This window comes from Streptomyces sp. WM4235 (assembly GCF_001279725.1).
Taxonomy (GTDB): Bacteria; Actinomycetota; Actinomycetes; order Streptomycetales; family Streptomycetaceae; genus Streptomyces.
The window spans coordinates 108,472-131,364 of record NZ_LGDE01000226.1; the positions used below are offsets into that span (position 1 = coordinate 108,472).

A 22,893-nucleotide genomic window follows, 5' to 3' on the forward strand; every position below is an offset into this window, starting at 1 on the left:
CGGGGTGCCCGTCACCGGCCGGCCGGCCACTGGGCGGCCGGCCGGCCCCGTCCGGTGCCGGTCGCGAACCCGCCCTCCGGATCGCCCCGGGAGGACAGCGCCCACCAGGCGGCGAGTCCGATGATCACCCCGGTCAGGACGGTGGACGGCCCGCCGATGTCCGCGTAGAGGAAGTCGGTCAGTTGCCACGCCAGGAGCCCGACGGCGACCAGTCCGCAGTCCAGGGCCCCTCGGCCGGAGACGCACCGGCGGACGCCCGCGACCAGCAGCGCCGCCCAGCCGCCGACCAGCGCGGTCAGTCCGATCAGACCCTGCTCGCTGAGCACGAGCAGGTACATGTTGTGTGGGGACAGCAGTGGTTGCTTGATGTAGGCCTGCCCCGCGCCGGCGGTGTCGCTGCCGGCGGACAGGGCCAGGCCGGAGTGGCCGTCGCGGTTGGCCGGGAAGCCCTTGAGGCCGACGCCGGCCGCGGGCCGCTCGCGCCACATCGACTCGGCGGCGGCCCACATGGTGTAGCGGTCGGTGACCGATTGGTCGGGGGCGGCGGAGACCTGGGTGATCGAGGTCAGTCGTTCCGCGACCATCTCGGAGCCGACCCCGAGCCCGCCCACGAGCACCACGCCGATCGCGACGAGCGCCACCAGTACCTTGAGCGCCCGCCGGATCCCGGCGATCACCATGACGAGGACGGCCGCACCGAGGGTGGCGATCCACGCGCCCCGGCTGAAGGACAGCACCAGCGGCAGGACCAGGGCGAGCGCGCAGCCGGCGGCCACCCTCCGGCCCCGCCGCGGCAGTCCCGGCGCCAGCGCGGCGGCGGTCGCGACGATCAGCCCGTACGCGACCACCGTGGCCATGCCCATGACGTCACCGGGGCCGAAGGTGCCCACGGCGCGGATGTCCTCGCCCTGGTACGAGGCCCCGGTGTGGGTCGCGAACTGCACGACGCCGACGGCTCCCTGAACCAGTGCCAGCACCACGAAGCAGGCGGCGGCGAGCCGGAACTCGCGGGCGTCCCGCACCAGCAGCACGATCGCCGCCGGGACCAGCACGAAGACCTGGAGGTAGCGCACGAACCCGGGCAGGGCCGCGTACGGGTCCCCCGCGGTGACGGTGGCCACCGCGAGTCCCACGGCGGGCAGCCCCAGGACGACCGCCCCCAACGGGGTCAGCGTCCGCACCCGGCCGCGCACCGCCTGTACGGCGCACACCAGGACGAGCAGCAGTGAGGCGGCGTCGGCGGGTCCGACCTTGCCCGAGGTGGTGGCGTCGCCCGCCGGCAGCGGGGCGAGGAGGAACAGCACGGTCGCGGCGAGCGGCAGCAGCGGCCAGTGCCGGCGCAGCAGCCCACCGACGTCCGGGCGTACCCAGGGGCTCGATACGGCAAGGCTCATGCTCAGCTGCCCCCCAGCCGGAATCGGAAGAACCCGGCCGCGGTGCGGGCGAGGATCCACAGGTCCTGCCACAACGACCAGGTGTCGATGTAGTGGTTGTCGAAGCGGGCCCGGTCCTCGATGGAGGTGTCCCCGCGCAGTCCGTTGATCTGCGCGAGTCCGGTGATCCCGACGGGCATCCGGTGGCGGGCCTCGTAACCGGGGTGCACGCTGCTGAACTTGGCGACGAAGAAGGGCCGCTCGGGGCGCGGACCGACCAGGCTCATGTCACCCCGTACGACGTTCCACAGCTGCGGCAGCTCGTCCAGCGAGGACTTGCGCAGGAAGGACCCGACCGGGCTCATCCGACGGTCTCCCGCGACCGTCCACCGGGTGGCGGACTCGTGGGGATCGGCGCTCAGGGTGCGGAACTTCAGCAGGGTGAAGGGGCGTCCGTACAGCCCGACCCGCTCCTGGCGGAAGATCACACCGGGACCGTCGACGAGCCGTACGGCCAGGGCGCAGGCGGCCATCACGGGCGCGGCGAACAGCAGGGCGAGCGCGGCGAGCGAGGAATCGATGATCCGCTTCGCGTACCGCTCCAACGGCCGGGACGGTCGCGGCAGCAGCGGCTGCACGGCGTACCCCCACAACTGGTCGGCCGGCTGCGCCACCCTCATGCCGGTGACCTTGGCGGTGCCGGCGGGGTCGGCGAGCCAGAGTCGGCAGCCGTGGTCGTGGAAGAGCCGGACCAGTGACGCGGTGCGCTCGTCGGCCTCCGGCGGGCGGGTGAAGACGGCGTGCCGGACGGAGTTCTGGATGACCGCGCGCCGGACGTCCTCGTGGGTGGCGAGCACCGGGAGGGTGGCGTGCTCCCCGTCGCCGGCGCCGGTGTCGGCGATCCCCACGGGCCGCAGTCCGTACTCGGGGCGCCCGTGGAGGGCGGTGGCGACCGCCCCGGCGCCCGTGCCGGGACCGACGACGAGCGCGGAGGCGGGCGAGCGCAGCGCGGCGCGCCGGTGGAGCCGGTTCACGAGGCCCCGGCCGGCGCAGACCAGGAGGACCTGGAGGCAGACGGTGGCGAGCAGCACGCTCCAGCCCATGGCCTGTCCGGGGTGGAAGGCGGCCAGGACGGCGGCGGCCCCGCACCACAGGACGACGGCCCGACCGGCGAGCGCGGGCAGTTCGAACAGCGCGGAGGGCGCGAGCCGCGGCCGGTACAACCCGGCCTGCGCGTGCAGCGCGAGGAGCAGGATCGCGAGGGGCAGGACGGCCTCGGTCGCGAGGCCCGGTCCGGGTACGGCCGAAACGGTGAGCGCGGCGGCCAGCGCGTCGGAGGCCACCAGCGCCATGACCCGGTCGCGGGGGCGGACCCGCCGCGGCCGGACGGCGGTCCTGGCCGGTTCGACCTGGGGCCCGCGCGGGGGGTGGATGGCGGTCACGGAACGGCGGGCTGGGGTGTGGGGCGCGGGCGCGAAGGCGCTGCTCCCGGCGGGCCCCGTGCCGCCCTGCCCGGGGTGCCGGGCGGGTGCGCTGTCCATCGTCATCGGCTGATGCGCTCCTGGTTCAAGGGCCGGGGCCTGCCCAGCAGTTCGTGGTACAGGCCGGTGACCGCGTCCGTGGTCCGCCGTACGTCGAAGTCGGTCCGGGCGTGCTCCCGGGCCCGCTCCCCGAGTTCGGCGAGCAGCCGCGGTTCGGCCAACAGCCCGCAGAGGGCCTTGGCCAGTGCCGTCGGGTCCTCCGGTGGCACCAGGCACAGCCGCCCCTGGCCGGGCGGCAGACTTTCCCGGGCACCACTGACGTCGGAGACCAGGACCGGGCGACCGCAGGCCATGGCTTCGAGCGGGGCGAGCGCCATGCCTTCCCACCGCGACGGCATTACAACGAGATCGGCGGCCCGAAGCCACGGTCGGATGTCGGAGGCGGCCCCCGCGAAGAGGACGCCCGGCGGGGCTCCCAGGCGCAGCCGTTCGGTGTCGGGGCCGTCCCCGACGAGGGCCAGTCGGGCGCCCGGGATGGTCGCCGACACCTGTGGCCAGGCCTTGAGCAGGAGGTCCTGGCCCTTCTGCGGGCAGAGCCGGCCGACGCAGACGACGAGCGGCGCGTCGCCCCGGAACTCGGCGGGCAGCGGGAGTTCGGCGCGGGCCGCCGCCCGGTCCAGGTCCCGGTCCGCGGCGCCGGGCCGGAAGTGGTCGGTGTCCACTCCGTTGCGGATGACCGACCAGCGGGCGGTGATCCCCTCGGACTCGCCGGCCCGACGTTCCGCCTCGCTGACGCAGAGCACCCGGTCGGCCCACCGGGCGCCGAACCGCTCCCAGCGCAGCGCGAGCGCGGCGGTGGCCCCGCCCACGGCGTCGAAGGACCACGCGTGCGGTTGGAACACGGTCGCCACGGTGCCGCGCGCGGCCAGCCTCCCGGCCAACCCGGCCTTGGCGCTGTGGGCGTGCAGCAGATCGGGGCGGACGCGGCGGATCAGCCGCGCGGCGCCGAGCACCTCGGCGGGCAGCCCTGGCCCGGGTGATCGCCCGGCGCGCCAGGTGAGCACCTCGGCGCCGGCGTCGTGCGCGTCGTCGCCGAGCCGGCCGCCGCGAGGGCAGCCGACGACGACGCGCAATCCGGCGGCGGCCTGCGCCCGGACCAGGTCGGTGACGACCCGGGCGACTCCGCCGTCCACGGGTTGGACGAGATGGAGGACGGTGCGGAGTACCGCTGGGGAAGAATCTGCTGTCGAACGGTTGGTCGACACGTGGAGTGATCTCCTACGTTCAGCGGCGCGCGTCTGTCTGAACGAAGAGCACACCGAGGAATTGGCCCTGACTTTCGCCCGTGAACTTGAAACTCAGGCTGTGGGCACCACCGGACAGGGCGGGACCAAGATCGAACACGTCCGCGTCATATCCGAGGGTATTCATGTGTTCGGGCTGTCGCACGAACGAGGAACGTCCGAATTCCGTGATCGTGGAATTCATAACATCATTAAAAGGATTTTCTGAATCACTGAGGCTCACGCGCCGACCGCTGTCGGCCGTGACCGTCAGTGAGTCCCCGAGGACCCCTCGGTCCCCGTCGTAGGCGACCACCCCGGCCTTGCCCGCGGACCCGGCCGGCGCGTCCAGTCCGGCGACCTCCACCGTCCGACCGGCCGCCTCGCCCACCCCCGGGAGCAGACCGTCGAACCCGTCCTGGACGGAGACCCGGCGCAGCGGCTCCTGGGGGTGCTCGTAGGCGACGACCAGCGTCCAGCCGCCCCAGGCCCCCACCGCCGAGTGCCCCATCGCGATGTTGAGCTGGGCGACCGTCCACATCCCCGCACCGCCCTTGCGAACCAGCGGGGTCACGTCGGCCGAGGCCTGGTAGGCGTCACTGCCGGCGTCACTGCGGTGCCCGATGACGGTGTCCGCCAGGACTTCCTTGTACGCGCCGCCCGGCTCGGCGACCAGCACGCGACCGTTGTCCTCCGGCGGCTTCTGCTCGCCCACCCGCAGGTTCCCGCCCCAGTAGAGCCGGGCGTACGCGACCTTCGCGCCCTGCGGGACCTTGAGCTCGGACCGGGTGGAGTTGTAGGTGTCGGGGTCCTTGTCGACCTCGCTGTAGAACATCTCGTAGTCGCTGTTGACCCCTGCGGCGCCGCCCTGCACGTCGGCGCAGGGTTCCGCCTCCCGGTTCTCCTCCTTGCGACAGCTGATCCCGGAGTTCGAGGCCCGGACCAGCCCGCCGTGCAGCGCGGCCTGGTAACGCTGCGTGAAGGGGACCCGGGCCTGCTCCTTGACCGTGACGTCGGAGAAACGGGAACCGGCGGGGACAGCCGCACCGGCCACCGGAACGTTCGCCGAAAGTGTGAGGCAGGACAGCAGACCGAGCGTGCCGAGGATTCTGCGGGAGGAACCCATGACCCTGTCTCCATTTTCGATCAGGGGAACAAAACAGGAGTGAACTTTGTCAGAAATCAAGCAGGAAATCACGCCGGACTCGCTCGTACGGCCTTTTGGGCGATAACACGCACCCTCAAAGTGGGCGGGTCGTTATGGGGGTTGCTCCACCGCTCGGAACCGAAAGGGAAAACCGGGGTCCGGAAGGGACCCTCGCCCCGGGGACGACGCCCCGGCGAGCGGGCCTCACCCGCGGCACCGACCCTCGTCCGGCGCCATCGGCGTCAACGCCCGACGTCAACCGCGGCGCCCGAAACTTCGGCATCCGAGTGAAGACACGCAACCCGAGCCGGGGCGGCACCGTTGATCCGGGTGCTCCAGTACCGGGCAATCCTGCAAAAAAGGGACGACAATGATCAAGAAGTTTGTAGCCGGCGCAGCGGTTGCCGCCTCCGTCGTGGGTCTGGGTGCCGCGATGGCCCCGTCGGCCATGGCCATCGGCAACGACGGCGGCATCAACACCGCCAATGGCAACAACTCGGCGCAGATCTACGGCAACCAGGCCACGTACGGCAACATGAGCCCGCAGATGGCGCTCATCCAGGGCTCCTTCAACAAGCCCTGCATCGCCCTGCCGGCCAAGGCCAACGTGCAGTCGGTGCTGGCCCTGGTCAACGTCGGTGTCCAGGACATCCCGGTCCTGTCCAGCCCGCAGAACCAGCAGTGCACCGAGAACTCCACCCAGGCCAAGGGTGACGAGGCCCTGTCGCACATCCTCAGCAACATCCCGGTCCTCTCCGGCAACGCCTCCGCCGGCAGCTGACCGCCGCCCCGTACGTGGGCATTCCCCCGGCCGGGTCCGGGGAACGAGGCCGTCGCACCTTCGGGTCGCGGCGGCCTCGCCGCGTCCGAGAGCGCTCGAATTACCGCGAGCCGCAGAAATCCCCGCCGAATTCGACACCCCGCGCGACTTTGAGTGCGCGAGCATCGGAGTGAAATGCGGAGCGGCCCGGAAAAATTCCCGGTTTCTTTTGCCGGACCCGCTCGTTGTTATTTGTGCAGTGGATACGCCTCTGCGGGAAGGATCGAAAACAAATGACGTACAAGAAGGCACTGGTGCTGGCCGCCGGCGTGCTGATGGCCGCCGGTGTCGCCTCCCCCGCCATGGCCGACTCGGCCGCCGAGGGCCAGGCCATCGGCTCCCCCGGCGTCGCCTCCGGGAACCTCGTCCAGGTTCCGGTGCACGTCCCGGTCAACGTCTGCGGCAACACCGTCAACGTGATCGCCCTGCTGAACCCCGCGTTCGGCAACACCTGCGTCAACGCCTGACGAAGCGTCTGCGCCCGCGAGGGCGAACCTCCTCGGGGTGGCCTCGGAGTGCACGGCGGTGCACTCCGAGGCCTCCTTCGATCCAGCACCGGCCGCAGTGCCGGTAGACAGGGAAGGACCCATGCGACAGGTACTGAGCCGACAGGTGCTGGGCAAGGGGATGCTCACGGCGGCGGCCGCCTCCAGCCTGCTGTCGATCGCGACCGGCGCGGCCTACGCGCATCCCGGGGCGATGGCCGAGGCCTCGCACTCACCGGGGGTGCTGTCCGGCAACAGCGTCTCGGTACCGATCACCTTCGCGCCGAACGTGTGCGGCAACAGCGTGGACGGGGGTGCCGCGCTCAACCCCTCGATGGGCAACACCTGCGCCACCACCACCGGCTCCGACGCCGCCCACGACTACGAGCGCCACCTCAGCCCCGAACACGCCGCGATGTTCGAGCGCTACCTCGACGAGCGTCAGGGCGGCCGGCACGCGATGCCGCAGCAGCGGGACGAGGAGCCTCGCAGGCAGGCGCCCCGGCACGCGGCCCCCAAGCACGCGGCACCCCGGCACGCGGCAACCCGCCACGAGGAGGCCCGCCACGAGGGCCCCCGTCACCAGGGCGGCCACGGGAGCGCGGAGGAGGAGTGCGACGACCCCCCGCCGGTCGGCCCCCCGAACCCCGAGCCCCGCCCGCAGGCGGAGCACCCGACCGCCCCGGTGCCCCACCCGGCGCCCCCGGCTCCGAGGCCGCTCCCCCAGCCGCACCCGCTCCCGGGGCCCGTCGCGGAGCACCCGGCCCCGAAGCCGTTGCCCAAGCCGGTCCCGATGCCCGAGACGCCCGCACCGGTCCAGGAGGCGCCCGTACCGCTTCCGGCGCCCGAGCCCGAGTGGGAGCAGCCCAAGACGCTCCCGGCGCCCACCCCGGGTCCGTCGTTCGAGGACGAGGTCACCGGGCCGCCGCGCGGCAGCATGCCCGTGACGCACCCGGCCCCGGCCCCCGCGCCGGAGGTCGTACGCCCCGCGGACCAGCCGCCGGCCGCTCCCGCCGGCGACCTCCCCGTCCACCTGCCGCCGGTACCGGCGCCGGCTCCGGCACCCGCGCCGGTCACCGCTCAGGTCCCCGCCCTCCCGCCGATGGTGGCCGTCCCCGCGCCGGCCGCGGTAGGGGAACTGGCGGACACCGGAGCGGGTCAACAGGCTGCCGCGGCCGCCCTCGCCACGGCTCTGATCCTGGGCGGCGCCATTCTGTACCGAAGGTCCCGTATCGCCTGACCGGCAATACCGGTAATCAGAAGAAATAACGGCCGGAGAATCCCTGGTGGATTGTCCGGCCGTTGCCGCGTTCGCTCGCGCGTTTCCGTATCGGCGGGGAATCGTTAGCCAGGTCGAAAGCGGCGCGACGGTCGCCGCTGGAAAAGGGTTTCGATAATGAAGTTCACGAAGGTCGCCGCTGTCGTCGCCGGTTCCGTGGCCCTCCTCGGCGCCGCGTCTCCCTCCTTCGCCGCCGGAACCCCGGCCGCGATGCCCCCCATGAGCCTGACCGGGGGACTGAGTGACGCGCTGACGGCCACCACCGGCGCCACCGAGAACCTTCCCAACGAGGCGCTGGCCGAGCAGGGCGACAGCCTGGGCAAGGTCGTCGGCACCGTGCAGACGCTCAACAAGGCCCGCAACGACCTGCCGGGCGAGACCCTCAAGCTCGCGAACGGTGCGACTCAGGCCTCCCCGCTGCTCGGCGGCGTGGACCTCAACGGCGGTCGCTGAATCCGACCGGACGAGACATGACCGTGGGCGCCACCGGCGAGGCCGGGGCGCCCACAGTCATGAGGTCGACTGACGTCAGTCGTTGACGCAGACGTTGCCGAACGCGGGGTTCAGCAGGCCGATGACGTCGACCGAGTTGCCGCAGACGTTGACCGGGATGTGGACCGGCACCTGGGCCAGGTTGCCCGAGAGGACACCGGGGGAACCCACGGCCGCGCCCTCGGCCGAGGAGTCGGCGGAAGCGGCGCCCGCGGCACCGGCCACAGCGAGACCAGCGGAGGCCAGGGCCACGGCGGCCTTCTTGGCAGCAGAGTTCATGGGAAGTGCACCTTCTCTTCGACGTCCTGCCCCGATCCCGGGGCTCACACCGAGCGAAACGGTTCTGGTTCCCAAACGACACGGGTGAGCACCGAATCAGACCTGTTCAGCCCAATAGTCGTAACCACGGCGCCCTTCCGGGCCGTTCCCCGCCACCATCTGGACGGCTACGGCACGTCGGGGATCTCCGGGATGTCGGGCACCAGGTTCACCGGCAGGGCGGGGACGGCGGGCACCGCGGGCACCGCGGGCACCGCGGGCACCGCGGGCACCGCGGGCAAGGCGGGCAAGGCGGGCACGGCGGGGATCTCCGGGAGCTTGGGGACCTCCACCGGCACCTGCGGGACGGTCGGGATCTCCGGCAGCGTGGGGAGCGTGGGCAGTTGGATCGGCGGCAGCTTCACCCCGGCCGGCAGCAGGCCCTCCAGGGACTTCAACAGCCCCTCCAGCGTCGTGCGGAGCGTGGCGAGCAGATCGTCGATCGGCCCGGCGGCCGCGCGGGCCTCGATGCCCTCGATCTGTTCCTGCACGGCCTCCACGCGTCGCGTGAGAGCCGCGCCCGCGCCGCTGTCGGCGGCGCTCGCGGGGGCGACCGCGCCGCACAGTATGGCGACCGCGAGGACGGAGGGGACGAGGACGCGGGCGCGGAACGACATCTTGCGGTGCATGAATCTTCCTTCTGGTGGTCGCACGAATGCGGACCCGAGCGATCCGCTTCCTTGCCCACCGTGCGAACACCTCGCACGCTCCGCAACCGGAACGCGGTCGCCGGCACGTCCCACTGCGGGCTGCGTACGGCCTTCGCGCACGCGTCCGGAGCCGCCTCACCCTGGCTGGGGAAAAGCGCGCCCCAAGCGGGCCGTTTGAGTGAAGCAGCGGAACCAACCCGGCACCGGGCAGTTGATCAGGGCGCTCCACTAGCGGGCACTCGTGCGACAAAAGGACCAATGATGCTCAAGAAGATCATGACCGCCGCCGCGGTCTCCGCCGTTGCCATCGGCGCGGGCGCCGCTGCCGCCGCCCCGGCCATGGCCATCGGCAACGACAACGGCGTCAACACCGTCAACGGCAACGGTGCCTCGCAGATCTACGGCAACCAGAAGACCAGCGGCGACCTGAGCCCGCAGCTCGGCCTGGTCCAGGGCACCCTGAACAAGCCCTGCATCGGCCTGCCGGCCAAGGTCAACGCCCAGTCGCTGATCGCCCTGCTCAACATCGGTGTTCAGGACATCAACGTCCTGTCCAACCCGCAGAACCAGCAGTGCACCGAGAACTCCACCCAGGCCAAGGGCGACGAGCCGCTCTCGCACATCCTGGACAACATCCCGGTCCTGTCCGGCAACGCCTCTCTCGGCAGCTGACCTCCGCTCCCCCTCACGTCCGGGCCGTGGATGCCCGTGGAGCGATGTGACGAGGGCCCCGGCAGCCACCAGCTGCCGGGGCCCTCGCATGTCGTCGACCGTCAGCTCGTCCAGAACTCCCACCACCGGGTCAGGATCAGCATGCCGATCACGCCGAGGTGCAACGCGGGCGGGGCCCAGCCGAATTCGGTGAAGAATCCCCGTACCGGGCCGGGCGCGGGAAGGATGCCCGCGGCGACGGTGTGGGCGGTGACCGCCCAGAACATCAGCAGCGTCGCCACCCAGGCGAGGCAGCACCACAGGCAGAGCGCGTTGATCTCGTAGAGGGACTGGACCATCAGCCAGCCGCAGAAGACGGTGCCGAAGAGGGTGCCCGCGTTCAGGCCGAGCCAGAACCAGCCCCGGTAGCGGGCACCGGCCAGCAGGCCCATGCCCACGCAGACCACGACCGCGTACGCCGCCAAGCCCAGCATGGGATTGGGGAAGCCGAAGGCGGCCGCCTGGTCGCTCTTCATCACGCTGCCGCAGGAGACCACGGGGTTGAGGCTGCAGGCGGGCTTGAAGTTCGGGTCCTCCAACAGGAGGAACTTGTCGAGGGTGATGACCCAGGAGGCCAGCACGCCGGCGGCCCCCGTGAGCACGAGCAGCCAGGCCAACCCCCTTCCGGGGGCGTCGGGTCGGTCCTCGCGTCGGGTGTCGGGGCGACCCTGCTGCCGCGGGACGCCCACTGTGTTCGTTGCCATGTGCCCCATGGTCGCGCGCCATGCCCCAGACCGGGGCCAATCATGCCTATTCGTACACAAGTTGACCTGAAGGGGTGGCGGGAACCCCCGATGCTTCCCGGACGTTTTACCGAACCCCGGACGTGATGTCAGAGCCAGGGGTTACGTTGAGCTTCCGCGAAGTGACAAGCTGCGACGGCCTGGAGACCCACCTTGAGCGATCCGTACGAGACAACCGAGGCGCACCTCGATCGACTCCTGGGCCGCGCCCTCAACTCCTTCGACCTGCCGGACCTCTTGGTCGAGCGCCTCGGGACGGCGCTCGCTCACAGCTCCTCGCTGTCCACCACGCACCACAGCCCCTCGGCGGGGCTGTGGCGGGAGACCCACTGGCACACGTACCTGTTGGCCGACGGGGGTTCGGAGGCGCTGTGGGAGTTGGCGTACCGGCAGGAGGGTGACCGGGCCGTCCGGCACGAGGTGTTCGCGAGCAAGTCGGACCTCTGCATGGCCGTGACCCGGCTCTTCGGCGAGGTCCCCGCGCGGGTGGCGCGGGATCTGGCGGCATCCCCGTCCGGGGGCGGGCCGGCCGGGGACGTGGCTTCGCTCGGCGCGCTGTTCGCGGCTCCGCCTCCGGCGCTGCGGCACCGGGAGTACACGGTGGAGCAGTCCGCCGACCACGCCCGGCGGGTGCTGCGGCGCGCGGAGAACGCGGACCGGCCGGGCGAGCGGTTGGCGGAGCGGCTGCGGTCCGCGTACGCGCACCAGATCACCCAGGCGTTCGGCGGAAGGCGGAGTCTGATGTCCGGGCGGGACGCGGGGTTCAGCCTGTACGAGCACGCGTTCGTCCTGCTGGACGGCTCCGAGGTCAGCCTGTGGGAGGTCGAGCACACGGCGACCCCGGACGGGCGGCACATGTGCGAGGTCTACGAGAGCGAGACCGTCGCGCGCGGGGCGATGGAGCTCCGCGCGCGGGTTCGGTGACACCCCCGCCCCGCCAGGGTGTGGAGGTCCCCCGCTCGCAGCGGTGACCCGCCGCGGGCTCCTTCACACGCTTCGGACCGCGGCGGGTTCGGTCAGGGGGAGGTCGAGCGGCAGGTCTCGGGTCACGCGGACCGCGTCGGGGCGCAGGTCGGCGGGGGTCGGCATGGCACTGCCGGGCAGTCGCACGGCGGCCGCGCCGTGGGCCAGGGCCGAGGCGAGGGCCTCGGGGCCGGCGCCACCGGCGATCAGGAAGCCGGCCAGGGAGGCGTCGCCCGCCCCGACGTTGCTGCGGATCTCGGCGGCGGGGGCGGTGCCGTAGTGGTCGCCCTCGGCGGAGATCAACAGTTGACCGTCGGCTCCGAGGGAGGCCAGTACCGCCCCCGCACCCAGGGCGCGCAGCTCCCTGGCGGCGTCGACCACGTCGCCGAGGGTGGCCAGCGGGCGGCCGACGGCGGTGGCGAGTTCGTGGACGTTCGGTTTGATGACGTCGGGGCGGTTCGGGAGGGCCGCGAGGAGCGCCGGGCCGGAGGTGTCCAGGGCGATCCGGGCCCCCGCTTCGTGGGCACGGGTGACCAGTTCGGCGTACCACTCGGGGCGCAGGCCGCGCGGCAGGCTGCCGCAGCAGGCGATCCAGGCGGGGCTGCCGTCGTGGGTGCGGACCGTCTCCAGGAGCAACGCCGACTCCTCCGGAGCGAGTTCCGGGCCCGGTGCGTTGATCTTCGTCAGGGTGCCGTCCGGTTCGGCGAGGGAGATGTTGGAGCGGGTCTGTCCGGCGATGGAGACCGCCGTCACGTCCACGCCCTGCGCGCCCAGCAGTTCGGCGAGCAGGGCGCCGGGGGCGCCGCCGAGCGGGAGGACCGCGGTCGTGCGGACGCCCGCGGCGGCGACGGCGCGGGAGACGTTGACCCCCTTGCCGCCCGGGTCGACCCGGTCCCCGGTGGCGCGCAGGACGTCGCCCCGGCCGAGCGAGGGGATCTCGTAGGTCCGGTCGAGGGAGGGGTTGGGGGTGACGGTGAGGATCATGCGAGCGCGACTTCCGTCCCGGCGGCCTGGCCGGCGCTCAGGTGCGTACACGTGGATTCAGGTCCGTTCACGTCCGTCGGATGCCCGACTGTGCGCTTTTCCTTGCACGGTACGCCCTGTTTCCTCCGGAAATGAAACAGGCTGGGCTCGAAAGCAGAACAAGCGGGCATGCCGGCTCCGGAGAGCGGGCATGCCCGTTCGTCGTGCGGTGCGCCGGCTCGCGGCTAGTGGGCGCCTTCTCGCTCGTCCATCGGGACCGACTCGCGCGGGAGCATGAACATCACCGCGAAGATCAGGACCAGGACCGCCGCGACCCACCACAGCGCACCGCGGAAGGCCTCGACGTACGGGGCACCGAGGACCCCGTCGTCGTCGATGAGCCCGAAGAAGACGACCGAGGTCAGGCCGAGGCCCAGCGCGTTGCCCATCTGACCGGTGGTGTTGATCAGGCCCGAGGCCGAGCCGGCGTGCTCGCGCGGCACCTGCGAGAGCACGGTGTCGGTCAGCGGCGCGACGATCAGGCCCATGCCGATGCCCATGACGACCAGCGGGGCGGCCATCTGCCAGGAGGCGATCCCCATGCCGTAGTGGTCGGACTCCCAGATGTAGAGGAGCAGACCCGCGGCCATGGTGAGCGCGCCGGCCTGGAGCACCTTGCGGCCGAAGCGCGGTACGAGCTTCTGTACGGACAAGCCCGCGGCGACCGAGACGGCGATCGAGAAGGGGATGCCGGTGGTGCCGGCGCGCAGGGCGCTCCAGCCGAGGCCCATCTGCATGTACAGCGTCCAGACCAGGAAGAAGATGCCGGTCGCGATGCCGAAGGTCAGTTGGACGGCGATGCCGCCCGCGAAGCTCTTGACCTTGAACAGGGACAGTTCCACGAGCGGGGAGCCGTCCTTGCGGATCTTGTGCTTCTCGTAGGCGATGAAGCCCGCGAAGACCGCCGGCGAGAGGATCATGCAGACGAAGCCCCACAGCGGCCAGTCGTTCTCCCGGCCGTGGGTGAGCGGGAAGATCAGCATGACCAGGGCGAGGGTGGCGAGCACGACGCCGACCAGGTCGAGGCGCAGCGCCTTCGGGGCCTTGGACTCGGTGATGAACTTGCGTCCCAGGAGCACGCCGGCGATGCCGACGGGCAGGTTGATCAGGAAGATCGGGCGCCATTCGAGGTCGAACAGGTTCCACTCGGTGAGCAGTGCGCCGAGCATCGGGCCCGAGACGGCGCCGAGGCCGACGATCGCGCCGAACATGCCGAAGACCTTGCCGCGCTCGTGCGGCGGGAAGGTGACGTGGATGATCGCCAGGACCTGCGGGACCATCAGGGCCGCCATGGCGCCCTGGAGGACGCGGGAGGCGACGAGCATGGAGGGGTTGGCGGCGATGCCGCAGAGCAGCGAGGCGGCGGTGAAACCGGCGATGCCGATGAGGAAGACGCGCTTGCGGCCGTAGATGTCACCGAGACGACCGCCGGTGATGAGGCCGGCGGCGAAGGCGAGGGCGTACCCGGCGGTGATCCACTGGATCGCGCTGGTGGACGCCCCGAAGTTCGCGCGCATGGTGGGTATCGCGATGTTGACGATCGTGACGTCGACGAGGTCCATGAAGGCCGCGGTCATCACGATGGCGAGCGCCAGCCAGCGGCGGCGGTCCGCGGGGGAGGCAGCGGCGACGGCCGCGGCCTCGGAGGCGCCGGATGCGCCGGTTGCGTCGGTAAGGAGGGTGTCGTTCCGCTCTTCTGGTACGGGCCCGTTCTCTCTTTCGGGCGATGCCTTGGCTGTCTCGGTGCTCATGGGGAGAAACCTAGACGGCATCTAGGTCAGTCGGTGACCTATTTCTCCGGCAATCTTGAGCCATGAACGACACCCCGGCGCGGTTGCTCACCCTGCTGTCCCTCCTTCAGACACCGCGCGAATGGCCCGGGAGCGAGCTCGCCGAGCGCCTGCGCGTGAGCGCCCGCACGATCCGGCGGGACATCGACCGGCTGCGGGAGCTGGGGTACCCGGTGGAGGCCTCGCTGGGCTCGGAGGGCGGATATCGGCTGGTGGCGGGCGCGGCGATGCCCCCGTTGCTCCTGGACGACGAGGAGGCCGTGGCCATCGCGGTGGGGCTGCGGGCGGGTGCCGGGCACGCGATCGAGGGGATCGAGGAGGCGTCCGTACGGGCCCTCGCGAAGCTCGAACAGGTCCTGCCGTCGCGGCTTCGCCGCCGGGTGAGCGCGCTCCAGTCGGCCACGGTCGCGGTGTCCCGGGGCGACGGGGCGACGGTGGATCCGCGGACCCTGACGACGATGGCGGCCGCGGTGGCGGGTCCGGAGCGGCTGCGGTTCGGCTACCGGGCCCGCGACGGCGCGGCCACGCGGCGGCTGGTGGAGCCGTACCGGCTGGTGAGCACCGGCAGCCGGTGGTACCTGGTGGCCTACGACCTGGAGCGCGAGGACTGGCGGACGTTCCGGGTGGACCGGGTGAGCGAGCCGTTCGCGACGGGGGCGCGGTTCGCCGCGCGGGTGCTGCCGATGGAGGCGGAGGAGTTCGTGCGGCGCGGGCTGCGGGGCGGGGAGACGTACCGGGTGGAGGTGACCTTCGCGGCGACGGTGGACGCCCTGCCGGGCTGGCTGCGGGAGGACGCCGTGGAGGAGCGGGGCGGCTGTCGGGTGAGGTTCGACACCGGGGAGGCGCCCGAATGGGTGGCGGCGCGGCTGGCGCTGACGGGATTGGGGTTCGCGGTACGGGAGCCGGCGGCGCTGGCGGACAGCGCGCGGGGGCTCGCGGAGCGGCTGAGCGCGGCGGCCGGGGCGTAGCCGGGGGCGGGCGCCGAGCGGGCCCCGGCGGGTCCCGGTCGAGGGGCCGCCAGGGGCGGGTCCGGGTACGAGAGAGCCCCCGGCACCTGGGGGGGGTAGGCGCCGGGGGCTCGTGGAGGGGGCTTCGTCGCGGGCCGGTCAGGCCACGGCGTCGAAGCCGGTGTCACGCGCCATCTTCTTCAGTTCCAGCAACGCGTGCTTCTCGATCTGGCGGATCCGCTCACGGGTCAGGCCGTGCTGCTTGCCCACCTCTGTCAGCGTACGCTCCCGACCGTCATCGATGCCGTAACGCATCTTGATGATCGACGCGGTGCGCTGGTCGAGCTTGCCGAGCAGGTCCTCCAGTTCCTCGCTGCGCAGCAGCGAGAGCACGGACTGCTCCGGGGAGACCGCCGAGGTGTCCTCCAGGAGGTCACCGAACTGTGTGTCGCCGTCGTCGTCCACGCCCATGTTGAGGCTGACCGGGTCACGGGCCCAGTCCAGTACGTCGCCGACGCGCTTCGCCGTCGAGTCCAGCTCGGCGGCGACCTCCGCGTGCTCCGGGTCGCGGCCGTTCTCGCGGTTGAACTCGCGCTGCACCCGACGGATCCGGCCGAGCTCCTCGACCAGGTGGACGGGGAGGCGGATGGTGCGGGACTGGTCGGCGATGGAGCGGGTGATGGCCTGGCGGATCCACCACGTGGCGTAGGTGGAGAACTTGAAGCCCTTGGCGTAGTCGAACTTCTCGACCGCGCGGACCAGGCCCGCGTTGCCTTCCTGGATGAGGTCGAGCAGCGGCAGGCCGCTGCGCGGGTAGCGGCGGGCGACGGCCACGACGAGGCGGAGGTTCGAGCGGATGAAGACTTCCTTGGCGCGCTCGCCTTCGGCGGCGAGCGCCTCCAGTTCCTCGCGGGCCGGGGTCTCCCCCGTGCGCTCTATCGCGTCGTCGAGGATCTGTCGGGCGTACACACCCGCCTCGATGATCTGCGAGAGCTCCACTTCCTTGGCCGCGTCGAGCAGCGGGGTGCGCGCGATCTCGTCGAGGTACATGCCGACCAGGTCGCGGTCTGCGATCTCCCCGCCCACGGCGCGAGCGCTGCTCGTGGACTGACGGCGGGCGACGGCGCGGGTTGCCATGCGTGCTCCCTTGCGATGCGATGAGTTCGGTCGCGGTGCGGCTGCGGGACGCGTCGTGCTTCTCCGAGTGGTGCGGATGATGCGTCCTTCGGACACTCTCCCGAGTGCCCGCTTTCGAAGGAAACAACGACTGGAAACGGGACAGAATTCCCACGCCGGCCCCTCTTTTCCGAGATCTTGCAGTATCCTGCCCCGCCACGTCCCGTCACCGAAGGAGACAGTGTGCGGTCAGATCTCGAAGAGGTGCAGGTCAGGCCCGGGGTGGCAGCCGACCTGCCGGCACTCACGGCGTTGTACAACCACTACGTCCGTGAGACCGCCGTCACATTCGACACGGTGGCCTTCACCCCGGAACAGCGCCGCCCTTGGCTGCACTCCCACCCTGAAGACGGCCCCCATCGGCTTCTGGTTGCCTGGACTGGCGAGCGAATGGCCGGATACGCGACAAGCAGCGCTTTCCGCCCGAAACCGGCCTACGTGGGCTCGGTGGAGGTCAGCGTGTACCTCGCGCCGCACGCGGTCGGTCGGGGGGTCGGCACGCTCCTGTACGAGGCCCTGTTCGCGGCGCTCGCCGACGAGCCGGTCCATCGGGCCTACGCGGGCATCGCCCTGCCGAACGAGGCCTCGGAACGCCTCCACGCCCGGTTCGGCTTCCGGCGTGTCGGGGACTTCACCGAGGCGGGCCGGAAGTTCGACCGCTTCTGGGACGTCCGCTGGTACGAGAAGGCGCTGCGGGACCCGGACCGGGCCGTCTAGCCGAACTGGAGGGAGCGCTTCGAGAGGCCCATCCAGTAGCCGTCCACGGGGGTGCGGGGCGCCGTGAGGTCGCCGGTGGACTCGGCCGCGCCCAGGGTGACGAACAGCGGGGCGAAGTGTTCCGTGCGGGGGTGGGCGAGGCGGCCGGCGGGGGACTTCGTCTCGAAGTCGAGCAGGGCGTCGACGTCGGAGGCGGCCAGCGCCTCCCGGCCCCAGGCGTCGAACTCCGCGGACCAGCCGGGCACGCCCGGGCCGGTGTGCCGCAGGGCGGCGAGGTTGTGCGTGAAGAACCCGCTGCCCACGATCAGCACGCCCTCGTCGCGCAGCGGCGCGAGCCTGCGGCCGATGTCCATGAGGCGGGTGGGGTCCAGGGTCGGCATGGAGATCTGGAGGACCGGTATGTCGGCCGCGGGGAACATCTCCACCAGGGGGACGTACGCGCCGTGGTCCAGCCCCCGGTCGGGGATGTCCTGGACGGGCGTGCCCGGGGTCCGCAGGAGGGCCCGTACCGAGGCGGCCAGGTCGGGGGCGCCCGGCGCCTCGTACCGCACTCCGTAGTAGTGCTCGGGGAAGCCCCAGAAGTCGTACACGAGCGGGACGGGCTCGGTGGCGCCGAGGGCGAGCGGGGCTTCCTCCCAGTGGGCGGAGACCATGAGGATCGCCCGGGGGCGGGGGAGGTCGGCGGACCAGGCGGCGAGTTCACCGGGCCAGACCGGGTCGTCGGCCAGCGGGGGCGCGCCGTGACTCAGGTACAGGGCCGGCATGCGGGTCACGGGGCACTCCTCGGTCGTCGGGCGGGGTGGAACAAGACCGACCCCGCTTCGTACAAATTTGAACGAAGCGGGGTCGTCAGTCATTCCCGGGCCCGTGCCCCGGGGGTCAGTGGGCGACCACCGGGATCTTGATCTCGGCCTCGGCGCCCTCGCCGGAGGCCACCGGCGCACCCGCGCCGGGGCGGCCCGTGGTGATCAGGGTGAAGGCGATCAGCGAGCTGGTCACCAGGATGCCGACGGCCCACCAGATGGCCGAGGAGTAGCCCTCGACCATGGCCTGGGCCTGGATCAGCTTCGCCGCCGGGCCGCCCGCCGCGGCCTCGGCCGCGTGGTCGGTCAGGTACGCGGTCGTCGCGGAGGCGGCGATGGTGTTCAGCAGGGCGGTGCCGATCGCGCCGCCGACCTGCTGCGAGGTGTTGACCATGGCGGAGGCGACACCGGCGTCGGCCGGGTTCACCCCGTGCGTGGCCAGGGACATGGCGGGCATGAACGCCGAACCCATGCCGAGGCCGAGCAGGAGCTGCGCGGGCAGGATCAGCGCCGGGTAGGAGGACCCGACCTCCAGCTGCGTCAGCAGCAGCATGCCGGTGGCGGCGAGCAGGAAGCCCGGGCCCATCAGCAGCCGCGGCGGGACGCGGGTCATCAGGCGGGCGCCGATCTGCGTCGAGCCCGTGATCATGCCCGCGATCATCGGCAGGAAGGCGAAGCCGGTCTTGACGGGCGAGAAGCCCTTCACGACCTGGAGGTAGTAGGTGAGGAAGAGGAACAGGCCGAACATCGAGATGACGGCGAGGCCCAGGGAGAGGTAGACGCCGCCGCGGTTGCGCTCCAGCAGGACGCGCAGCGGCAGGAGCGGCGACTTCACCTTGGACTCGACGTAGACGAAGGCCGTGAGCAGCGCCGCCGAGGCGATGAACATGGTCACGGTCACGGTGTCCGACCAGCCGGCGGACTCGGCGCGGGTGAAGCCGTAGACCAGCGCGACCAGGCCGAGCGTGGAGAGGATCACGCCGGGGATGTCGAGCTTGGCGGGGTTGCGGGCGCCGGCGGGCTCACGGATGACGAACCAGGCACCGATGGCCGCGACGATCGCGAAGGGGATGTTGACGAAGAAGGTCCAGCGCCAGTTGAGGTACTCGGTGAGGAAGCCGCCGAGGATCAGGCCGACGGCACCGCCGCCGCCCGCGATGGCGCCGTAGATGCCGAAGGCCTTGGCCCGCTCCTTGGCGTCGGTGAACATGACGGCCAGCAGCGAGAGCGCGGCCGGGGCGAGCAGCGCGCCGAAGGCGCCCTGGAGGGCGCGGGCGCCCAGCATCATGGCCTCGCCGGTGGCGGCGCCGCCGAGCGCGGAGGCCAGGGCGAAGCCGATCAGGCCGACGACGAAGGCGTTCTTGCGGCCCCACTTGTCGGCGATGCGGCCGCCGAAGAGGAGGAGGCCGCCGAAGGCCAGCGCGTAGGCGGTGATGACCCACTGGCGGTTGCCGTCCGAGATGCCGAGGTCGGTCTGGGCGGACGGGAGGGCGATGTTCACGATGGTCGCGTCGAGGACGACCATCAGCTGGGCCAGGGCTATGAAGACGAGTGCCTTCCAGCGGCTGGGGTCGGCAGCCGGCGCGAGGGTCGCGGCTGTTTTCGGCATGGGAGTACCCACTCACTGTGCGGAATGACTGAAAATCAAGGTTTAGGGAGGATTTACGACGCTAAGGGGTGCGACCCGGCGGCGTCACATGGTTTTCCGCCTGAGGTCCCCCAGGGCCGCCGGGGAACCCGGCAGCACGGAACGCGCCGGAGCCCGCAACCCGTCGAGGAACAGCTGGAGATGGCGGTGGACGAAGCGGTCCATGTCGGGGCAGCCGGTACCCGGGAGGGGTCGGCTGAGCTGGGAGAGCGCGACCATCAGGTCGCCCGCGCCGATGTCCGCGCGGAGCAGCCCGGACTCCTGTCCGGTGAGCACGAGCGTCTGCACGGCGTGCTCCAACGCGATCCGGGACGCGAGGAGTTCGGGGTGTTCCTGGTCGAAGTCCCCGGAGAGCATGGGGCACAGGGCGCCGATGCGCTCGTCGGCCGCCGCGTGGGTGAAGTGGCACAGCGCGGCGAAGGCGTCGCCCTCGTCGGCCGACGCGACCTCGGCGAGGGCGTTCTCCGCGTGGGCGGTGACCCGGCCCATGACGTAGAGGACCACGTGGCGGACCAGGGTGGCCCGGTCTGGAAAGTGTCGGTAGAGCGTGGCGTTGCCGATGCCGGCCCGGCGGGCGACCTCGTCGAAGGGGGCGGTCGAGCCGAGTTCGACGAGCACCTCGCGGGCCGCGGCCAGGATGCGTTCACGGTTGCGGACGGCGTCGGCACGGGGGCGCGGAACTTTCGCCTCGATGCCGGCGACGGCGACGGGGGTCTTCATTCCGGGGCCTCCTCGGCACTGGACTCCCTCAAACGGGGAAGTCGTCCCCGCTTCGTGGGACGTAGATGCAAACGGGGATCGCGTCCCCGCTTATTTCACTCGTCGGTGTGACCTGGGTCACGGCCCTTCTCGGGTCGTGCTCCCGTTTGGCCTCTCCCGACGCGCGGGCGCGCCGCAGCCGTCGGAGGGTGAGGCAACGGAGAGCAGCTCGGGACCGGCCGGCTGCCGTCGGACCCGAAGGCGATCTCCATGCCGCAGACCCGCCACCGGATACGCACCCCACGCCGCACCTGCGCGTACATCGGCCTCACCGCGCTGGCCCTCGGCGTCTCGGCGACGGCGAGCGACGGGACCTCCCATCGCGGCCACTCGGCGGCCGGGCCCGTGTCCACGAGCGCCGAATCGGTGCTGGCCCCCTGCCGGATCACGGGCACCATGGGCGTCCAGATGTCCGAGGGGCTGCCGACGCCCCCCGGGTACTCGCGGTCCACCGGCGAGGTACGGGCCCTGAACCTGATGATCGACTTCCCCGACGCCAAAGGCGAGGGAACGGCCCTGGACCGGATGGCGGAGTTCTTCCCGCAGACCGCCGACTGGTTCCGCACCAGCTCCTACGGGCGGCTCACCTACCTGGCCGAGGCGCCGATAAGGACGTGGCTGCGGATGCCGATGCCGTTCGCGGCGTACGGGATCGGGCGCGGCTCCCCCTACGAGCCCGGGTACCGCCAGCTCGTGGAGCACATCGCGAAGGCCGCCGACTCCGAGGTGGACTTCCGCCGGTACGACATCATCAACATCCTGGTCACCCCGAACGCGGGGCCCTCCGCCCTGGACACGGTCCTGTCCGTGACCTTCTCCGGCAACGGCGAGGCCCCCCTCGCCGACGGGGTGCCCCTGGCGAACACGTCCTTCGTCTACAGCCGCCAGGACGACGGCTCGGGCACCTACCGGGAGACCGGTTACCGGGTGCTCCCGCACGAGAACGGGCACGTCTTCGGGCTGCCCGACCTGTACACGTCCGACGGCGGCGGCACGGTCGGGCACTGGGACATCATGAGCGAGGACTGGGGCTCCAACAACGACCTGCTGGGCTGGCACAAGTGGAAGCTGGGCTGGCTCGACGGCGACCAGATCAGCTGCGCCTCCAAGTCCGGCGTGAGTGATCACGTGCTGTCCCCGCTGGCGGTGCGGGGCGGCACGAAACTGGCCTTCGTACCGCTGTCGGAGAGCGTCGGGTACGCGATCGAGGTGCGCACCCAGGCGGGCAACGACGAGTCCGTCTGCAAACCGGGCGTCCTCATCTACAAGGTGGACTCCGCCATCGACACCGGGCGCGGACCGGTCACCGTGTCCGACAGCACGGACGCCAGCGGAGGCTGTACGCGGCGGCCGAACGTGCACGCGGAACTGTCCGACGCGCCGTTCCGGCCGGGCGAGACCTTCAGCGACGACAAGGCGGGCATCAGCGTCTCGGTGGTGGGCGAGCTGCGCGACGGCAGCTTCCAGGTGCGCGTCACCCGGCCCTAGGCCGGGACGGCCCTCAGGGGGCGTGGTCCGCAGTGAACAGGTCGAGGTGGTCGACGAGGGCGTCCACCACCGCCCCGGGGCCGTCCGCGAGGAGCATGTGGCCGCCCGGTACCCAGGCGCCGCGGACGTTCTCGGCGAACAGGGCCCAGTCCTCGGTCCGCTCGTCGGGGCACAGGTCGTCCGCGTCCCCGAAGACGGTCAGCAGCGGGCAGGCGAGGAGCGGTTCCGGGCCCGACGTGTAGTCCTCGACGGCCACCATGTCCGCGACGATGGCCGGCAGCACCAGGCCGAGCATCTCCGGGTTGGCGGCCAGCGATTGCGGTACCCCGCCGAACTCCCGGAGGATCTCCAGGACGCGGGCGGGGTCGTCCACGTCGCGCAGGGACGGACGGTCGGGGTCGGGCTTCTCCGTCACCGCCCACTGGGAGACGACCACCAGCCCGGCGACGAGGTCGGCGCCGGCGCCCTGTACGGCGCGTACGGCCTCCAGGGCGATCACCGCCCCGGAGCACACGCCGACGACGATCAGGGGGGCGGTGCCGGGCAGGGAGTGCAGGGTGGTGACGACCTCGGCCACCAGGCCGGGCAGTGCGGGAACGCTCTCGCGCAGGCGGGACTCCCGGCCGGGCAGCCGGGCCGTGGCGACCAGCCAGTCGGCCGGAGCGCGCTCCGCGAAGGCCAGACCGGCCGCCGCGCCCGCGCCGGCGTGCGGAAGGATCAGGACGCGCAGGACGGCGTCCCGCGGGTCGGCGCCTTTGATGACGACGTTTCGTGCGGACATGCTCGGTCTCTCCCGG

At 71.8% G+C, this 22,893-nt stretch carries 23 protein-coding genes; 9 read left to right on the forward strand and 14 right to left on the reverse strand.

Annotated features, from left to right (window positions below):
* Positions 1–11: 11 nt before the first annotated feature.
* The 4 genes from ADK55_RS17070 to ADK55_RS17085 all read right to left on the reverse strand — a co-directional run bounded on the left by ADK55_RS17070 (position 12) and on the right by ADK55_RS17085 (position 5,263).
* On the reverse strand, positions 12–1,394 hold the full coding sequence (locus tag ADK55_RS17070; RefSeq protein WP_078999023.1) for an O-antigen ligase family protein: 1,383 nt from the start codon (positions 1,392–1,394) through the stop codon (positions 12–14).
* Between the two features lie 2 nt (positions 1,395–1,396).
* Complete coding sequence (locus ADK55_RS17075) at positions 1,397–2,920, reverse strand: sugar transferase (RefSeq protein ID WP_078999024.1); 1,524 nt, start codon at positions 2,918–2,920, stop codon at positions 1,397–1,399.
* Positions 2,917–4,047 (reverse strand): glycosyltransferase, encoded by a 1,131-nt coding sequence (locus tag ADK55_RS17080; protein WP_053679622.1) that lies wholly within the window; start codon positions 4,045–4,047, stop codon positions 2,917–2,919. Before ADK55_RS17080 ends, ADK55_RS17075 begins: the two co-directional genes overlap by 4 nt.
* Positions 4,048–4,138: 91 nt before the next feature.
* Positions 4,139–5,263, reverse strand: a complete 1,125-nt coding sequence (locus ADK55_RS17085) for a DUF3344 domain-containing protein (protein WP_420713637.1) — start codon at positions 5,261–5,263, stop codon at positions 4,139–4,141.
* Between the two features lie 391 nt (positions 5,264–5,654).
* On the opposite strand from ADK55_RS17085, the gene ADK55_RS17090 reads away from it, so the two are divergent.
* From ADK55_RS17090 to ADK55_RS17105, 4 genes are all read left to right on the forward strand, one after another.
* On the forward strand, positions 5,655–6,065 hold the full coding sequence (locus ADK55_RS17090) for a rodlin (protein WP_053679627.1): 411 nt from the start codon (positions 5,655–5,657) through the stop codon (positions 6,063–6,065).
* A gap of 272 nt (positions 6,066–6,337) precedes the next feature.
* The gene (locus ADK55_RS17095; protein ID WP_078999027.1) at positions 6,338–6,571 is read left to right on the forward strand and encodes a chaplin; all 234 of its coding nucleotides are present in this window, start codon (positions 6,338–6,340) and stop codon (positions 6,569–6,571) included.
* Positions 6,572–6,692: 121 nt separating this feature from the next.
* The gene (locus ADK55_RS17100) at positions 6,693–7,829 is read left to right on the forward strand and encodes a chaplin family protein (protein ID WP_053679631.1); all 1,137 of its coding nucleotides are present in this window, start codon (positions 6,693–6,695) and stop codon (positions 7,827–7,829) included.
* A gap of 156 nt (positions 7,830–7,985) precedes the next feature.
* The gene (locus ADK55_RS17105; RefSeq protein WP_053679633.1) at positions 7,986–8,321 is read left to right on the forward strand and encodes a hypothetical protein; all 336 of its coding nucleotides are present in this window, start codon (positions 7,986–7,988) and stop codon (positions 8,319–8,321) included.
* A gap of 75 nt (positions 8,322–8,396) precedes the next feature.
* Here the strand turns inward: ADK55_RS17105 and ADK55_RS17110 are convergent, their stop codons facing one another.
* Positions 8,397–8,639 carry a chaplin gene (locus ADK55_RS17110; RefSeq protein WP_053679635.1) on the reverse strand — a complete coding sequence of 81 codons (243 nt, stop codon included), beginning with the start codon at positions 8,637–8,639 and terminating at the stop codon, positions 8,397–8,399.
* 167 nt (positions 8,640–8,806) lie between these two features.
* A complete protein-coding gene (locus ADK55_RS17115; protein WP_053679637.1) occupies positions 8,807–9,307 on the reverse strand; it encodes a hypothetical protein in 501 nt (166 codons plus the stop codon).
* A gap of 282 nt (positions 9,308–9,589) precedes the next feature.
* On the opposite strand from ADK55_RS17115, the gene ADK55_RS17120 reads away from it, so the two are divergent.
* Positions 9,590–10,000, forward strand: coding sequence for a rodlin (locus ADK55_RS17120; RefSeq protein ID WP_053679765.1), 411 nt, complete (start codon positions 9,590–9,592; stop codon positions 9,998–10,000).
* A gap of 101 nt (positions 10,001–10,101) precedes the next feature.
* Here the strand turns inward: ADK55_RS17120 and ADK55_RS17125 are convergent, their stop codons facing one another.
* Positions 10,102–10,752, reverse strand: a complete 651-nt coding sequence (locus ADK55_RS17125) for a vitamin K epoxide reductase family protein (RefSeq protein ID WP_371591394.1) — start codon at positions 10,750–10,752, stop codon at positions 10,102–10,104.
* Between the two features lie 183 nt (positions 10,753–10,935).
* Between ADK55_RS17125 and ADK55_RS17130 the strand changes: the two genes are divergently transcribed.
* Positions 10,936–11,706, forward strand: coding sequence for a DUF6227 family protein (locus ADK55_RS17130; protein ID WP_053679640.1), 771 nt, complete (start codon positions 10,936–10,938; stop codon positions 11,704–11,706).
* A 63-nt stretch (positions 11,707–11,769) separates the two neighbouring features.
* Here ADK55_RS17130 and pfkB read toward each other — a convergent pair whose 3' ends face one another.
* Both pfkB and ADK55_RS17140 read right to left on the reverse strand, forming a co-directional pair.
* Positions 11,770–12,729: a 1-phosphofructokinase gene (pfkB, locus tag ADK55_RS17135; protein WP_053679641.1), complete on the reverse strand. Its 960-nt coding sequence runs from the start codon at positions 12,727–12,729 to the stop codon at positions 11,770–11,772.
* 224 nt (positions 12,730–12,953) lie between these two features.
* On the reverse strand, positions 12,954–14,519 hold the full coding sequence (locus tag ADK55_RS17140) for an MFS transporter (protein ID WP_053679644.1): 1,566 nt from the start codon (positions 14,517–14,519) through the stop codon (positions 12,954–12,956).
* Positions 14,520–14,581: 62 nt separating this feature from the next.
* Between ADK55_RS17140 and ADK55_RS17145 the strand changes: the two genes are divergently transcribed.
* On the forward strand, positions 14,582–15,526 hold the full coding sequence (locus tag ADK55_RS17145; RefSeq protein ID WP_053679646.1) for a helix-turn-helix transcriptional regulator: 945 nt from the start codon (positions 14,582–14,584) through the stop codon (positions 15,524–15,526).
* Between the two features lie 138 nt (positions 15,527–15,664).
* Here ADK55_RS17145 and ADK55_RS17150 read toward each other — a convergent pair whose 3' ends face one another.
* Positions 15,665–16,642, reverse strand: a complete 978-nt coding sequence (locus tag ADK55_RS17150) for a sigma-70 family RNA polymerase sigma factor (RefSeq protein ID WP_053679648.1) — start codon at positions 16,640–16,642, stop codon at positions 15,665–15,667.
* 222 nt (positions 16,643–16,864) lie between these two features.
* On the opposite strand from ADK55_RS17150, the gene ADK55_RS17155 reads away from it, so the two are divergent.
* Entirely contained in the window at positions 16,865–17,398 is a 534-nt protein-coding gene (locus ADK55_RS17155; RefSeq protein WP_078999029.1) for a GNAT family N-acetyltransferase, read from the forward strand.
* Here ADK55_RS17155 and ADK55_RS17160 read toward each other — a convergent pair.
* From ADK55_RS17160 to ADK55_RS17170, 3 genes are all read right to left on the reverse strand, one after another.
* Complete coding sequence (locus tag ADK55_RS17160; RefSeq protein ID WP_053679768.1) at positions 17,395–18,162, reverse strand: dioxygenase; 768 nt, start codon at positions 18,160–18,162, stop codon at positions 17,395–17,397. The genes ADK55_RS17155 and ADK55_RS17160 overlap by 4 nt on opposite strands.
* 115 nt (positions 18,163–18,277) lie before the next feature.
* On the reverse strand, positions 18,278–19,810 hold the full coding sequence (locus ADK55_RS17165; RefSeq protein WP_053679651.1) for an MFS transporter: 1,533 nt from the start codon (positions 19,808–19,810) through the stop codon (positions 18,278–18,280).
* An 84-nt stretch (positions 19,811–19,894) separates the two neighbouring features.
* Positions 19,895–20,569, reverse strand: coding sequence for a TetR/AcrR family transcriptional regulator (locus ADK55_RS17170; protein WP_053679653.1), 675 nt, complete (start codon positions 20,567–20,569; stop codon positions 19,895–19,897).
* Between the two features lie 249 nt (positions 20,570–20,818).
* Between ADK55_RS17170 and ADK55_RS17175 the strand changes: the two genes are divergently transcribed.
* Positions 20,819–22,096, forward strand: a complete 1,278-nt coding sequence (locus tag ADK55_RS17175) for a M6 family metalloprotease domain-containing protein (protein WP_053679655.1) — start codon at positions 20,819–20,821, stop codon at positions 22,094–22,096.
* 13 nt (positions 22,097–22,109) lie between these two features.
* Here the strand turns inward: ADK55_RS17175 and ADK55_RS17180 are convergent, their stop codons facing one another.
* Positions 22,110–22,877 carry a thioesterase II family protein gene (locus tag ADK55_RS17180; protein WP_053679657.1) on the reverse strand — a complete coding sequence of 256 codons (768 nt, stop codon included), beginning with the start codon at positions 22,875–22,877 and terminating at the stop codon, positions 22,110–22,112.
* Positions 22,878–22,893: the final 16 nt, after the last annotated feature.